This window comes from Streptomyces sp. NPDC001407 (assembly GCF_042895325.1).
In the GTDB taxonomy this organism is placed as follows: domain Bacteria; phylum Actinomycetota; class Actinomycetes; order Streptomycetales; family Streptomycetaceae; genus Streptomyces.
In genome coordinates, this window is sequence record NZ_JBIAWF010000061.1 from 1 (window position 1) to 3449 (window position 3449).

At 71.3% G+C, this 3449-nt stretch carries 1 protein-coding gene; it reads left to right on the plus strand.

Going from position 1 to position 3449, the window contains the following annotated elements:
• Nucleotides 1-3449: SDR family NAD(P)-dependent oxidoreductase (locus ACFY1P_RS35325; protein WP_390753004.1), on the plus strand; the 3449-nt coding region annotated here is incomplete at both ends.

Sequence of the window (3449 nt, forward strand, 5' to 3'; positions counted from 1 at the left end):
GGGTGCGGTCGTCTGGAGGAGTTGACGCTTCAGCAGCCGTTGGTGCTGGGTGTTTCCGGTGGTGTGCGGTTGCAGGTGGCCCTGGCCGGTGTGGACGACAGCGGTCGTTGCGCGGTGACGGTGCACTCCTGCCCTGACGTCGATGCCGATGTGGTGAATGGCGATGTGTGGACGCTGCACGCCACGGGGACGTTGGTGGGTGCGGGCGATTCTGTTGCCGGTGACACTGAGAGTGCGTGGCCGCCGAGTGGTGCGGTGCCGGTCGAGGTGGGTGATCTCTATGACCGGTTGGCGGATCAGGGGTATGGGTATGGCCCGGTGTTCCAGGGTGTCCGTGCTGCCTGGCGGCGCGGCGCGGAGATCTACGCCGAGGTCGCGTTTCCCGAGCCGGTGAGTGGGGATTCGACGGGATTCGGGATTCACCCCGCCCTCCTGGACGCCGCCCTCCATATGTCGATCGATCCGTCCGCCGACGAAGTACGGCTGCCGTTCACATGGTCGGGCGTCGAGCTCCTCGGCGTGAGCGGGTCGGCCCTGCGGGTGAGCGTGGTGCCGTCGGCCGACGGTGACGTCTCCGTACGAGCGGTGGACGAGGCGGGTGCGCCGGTGCTGTCGGTGGACCGGTTGGTGACGCGCCCGGTGGCGCGGGAGCAGTTGAGGGCCGCGAGTGACGGTCTCCGGGACGCGCTGTTCGACGTGGAGTGGACACCGGCTGTGGCTTCAGCCCCGGTCGGGGTGTGGGGTGCGCTGGGCGCCTCCGGGCCGGTGCCGGGTGTGGTGGTGTGGGCTCACAGCGGTGATGCGGAGCAGGATTCCGGCAGCGTGTCCGAAGCGACTGCCCGTGCACTGCATACCGTGCAGGAATTCCTCGCGGATGAGCGGTACGCGGATTCGCGGCTGCTGGTGCTCACGCGCGGCGCGGTGGGTGTTGTTCCGGGCGAGGGTGTCGTCGATCTGTCGGCGGCTCCGGTGTGGGGTCTGGTGCGTTCGGCGCAGGTGGAGCACCCGGACCGGCTGTTGCTGGTCGATGTGGAGCCGGGCCTCTCCGAGGCTTCGGAGGAGGCGGCTCTCCGTACGGCGTTGGGTGCGGCCGAGCCGCAGGTGGCGGTCCGTGACGGCAAGGCGCTCGTACCGCGCCTGGCGCGGGTCACCGCGCGGCGCACCGAGCACGAGCAGGCGTCCTTCGGCCCGGGCGGCACGGTGCTGGTGACCGGCGGCACCGGTGGCCTGGGCGCGCTGGTGGCCCGGCACCTGGTCTCGGCGTACGGCGTGCGGGATCTGCTCCTGGTGTCGCGACGCGGCAGTGCGGCCGAGGGTGTGGACGAACTCGTCGCGGAACTGGCCGAGTCGGGCGCACGTGTGCGCGTCGAGGCATGCGACGTGGGTGACTGTGACGCCCTCGCCCGGCTGCTCGCCTCGATCCCGGACGACCGCCCGCTCACCGGCGTGATCCACTGCGCGGGCGTCGTCGACGACGGTGTACTCGAGTCGCTGACCCCTGCCCAACTGGCCGGCATCCTGCGCCCCAAGGCGGACGCCGCGCTCCATCTGCACGAGCTGACGGCGGGGCTCGACCTCTCGGCGTTCGTCCTGTTCTCCTCCTTCGCCGGAGTGGTCGGCAGCGCCGGACAGTCGGGCTACGCCGCCGCGAACGCCTTCCTGGACGCCCTGGCGTACGAGCGGCGTGCGCGGGGTCTGTCGGCGGTCTCCGCGGCCTGGGGCCTGTGGGGCGAGGACCGTGGCATGGGCGGTCAGGTGACCGGGCTCGACATGGCCCGGATCAAGCGCCTGGGAGCCCTCCCGATGTCGGCCCAGGAGGGCCTCGCCCTCTTCGGCGCGGCCCTGACCCACGACCGGGCTCTGTGTGTGCCGGCACTGCTCGACGTGGCGGGGCTCCAGCGGCGTGGCACCGAGGGTGTGCCGTCGATGCTGCGGTCGCTGGTGCGTGGCGGCACGCGGCGCGGCAGGGCCGAAAGAGCGAGTGGCGGGCTTGCAGCCCGCATCGCGGGTCTGGGCGAGGCCGAGCGCCGGCGGATCCTGCTCGACATCGTGCGGGGGCACGCGGGCGAGGTACTGGGGCACCGGTCGAACCAAGCGGTGGGCGTGGACACCCCGTTCAAGAGCCTGGGCTTCGACTCGCTGACGGCGGTGGAACTGCGTAACCGGCTGAGCGCCGCGACCGGCCTCCGTCTCCCCGCGTCCCTCGTCTTCGACCACCCCACTCCCAAGCGGATCGCCGACTACCTGACGCGGGAACTCACCGGCACGGCACAAGCGAAGCCCGTCCTCGCCGTGGCCTCCTCCGTCGCCTCCGACGATCCGATCGCGATCGTGGGGATGGCCTGCCGCTACCCGGGAGGTGTGCGCACCCCGGAGGACCTCTGGCAGCTGGTCCTCGACGGCAGGGACGCCATCGGCCCGTTCCCCGACGACCGCGGCTGGAACGTGCGGGACCTCTTCGACCCCGACAAGGACGCGGTCGGCAAGTCGTACGTGGCCGAGGGCGGCTTCCTCTACGACGCCGCGGATTTCGACCCGGCGTTCTTCGGGATCTCGCCGCGTGAGGCGCTGGCGATGGACCCGCAGCAGCGGCTGCTGCTCGAAGCCTCCTGGGAGGCGGTCGAGCGGGCGGGCATCGACCCGAAGTCGCTGCTGGGCACCGACACCGGCGTGTTCACCGGCGTCATGTACCACGACTACGCCTCACGGCTCCCGGACATCCCGGAGGGGCTGGAGGGTTTCCTCGGATACGGCTCCGCCGGCAGCGTCGCCTCCGGCCGCCTGTCGTACTCCCTCGGTCTCGCGGGCCCTGCGATGACGCTGGACACGGCGTGTTCGTCCTCGCTGGTGGCGATGCACCTGGCAGCGGACTCGCTGCGCCGTGGTGAGAGTTCCCTCGCCCTGGCCGGTGGCGTGACCGTGATGGCGTCGCCCGGAGCGTTCGTGGAGTTCAGCCGTCAGGGTGGGCTGTCGTCGGACGGCCGGTGCAAGGCGTTCGGTGCGGGTGCGGACGGCACGGGCTGGTCCGAGGGTGCCGGTGTGCTGGTGCTGGAACGGCTCTCGGACGCGCGCCGCAACGGGCACCGTGTGCTGGCGGTGATGCGTGGCAGTGCGGTGAACCAGGACGGTGCGAGCAACGGGCTGACCGCGCCCAGCGGTCCGGCGCAGGAGCGCGTCATCCGCCAGGCACTGGCCAACGCCGGGGTGACGGCCCGGGACATCGACGCGGTGGAGGCGCACGGCACCGGTACGCAGTTGGGTGACCCGATCGAGGCTCAGGCGCTGCTGGCCACGTACGACCAAGGCCGGTCTGAGGACAGGCCGTTGTGGCTGGGTTCGCTGAAGTCGAACCTTGGGCACACGCAGACGGCTGCGGGTGTGGGCGGTGTCATCAAGATGGTGATGGCGATGCGGCACGGTGTGCTGCCGCGTACGTTGCATGCGGACGA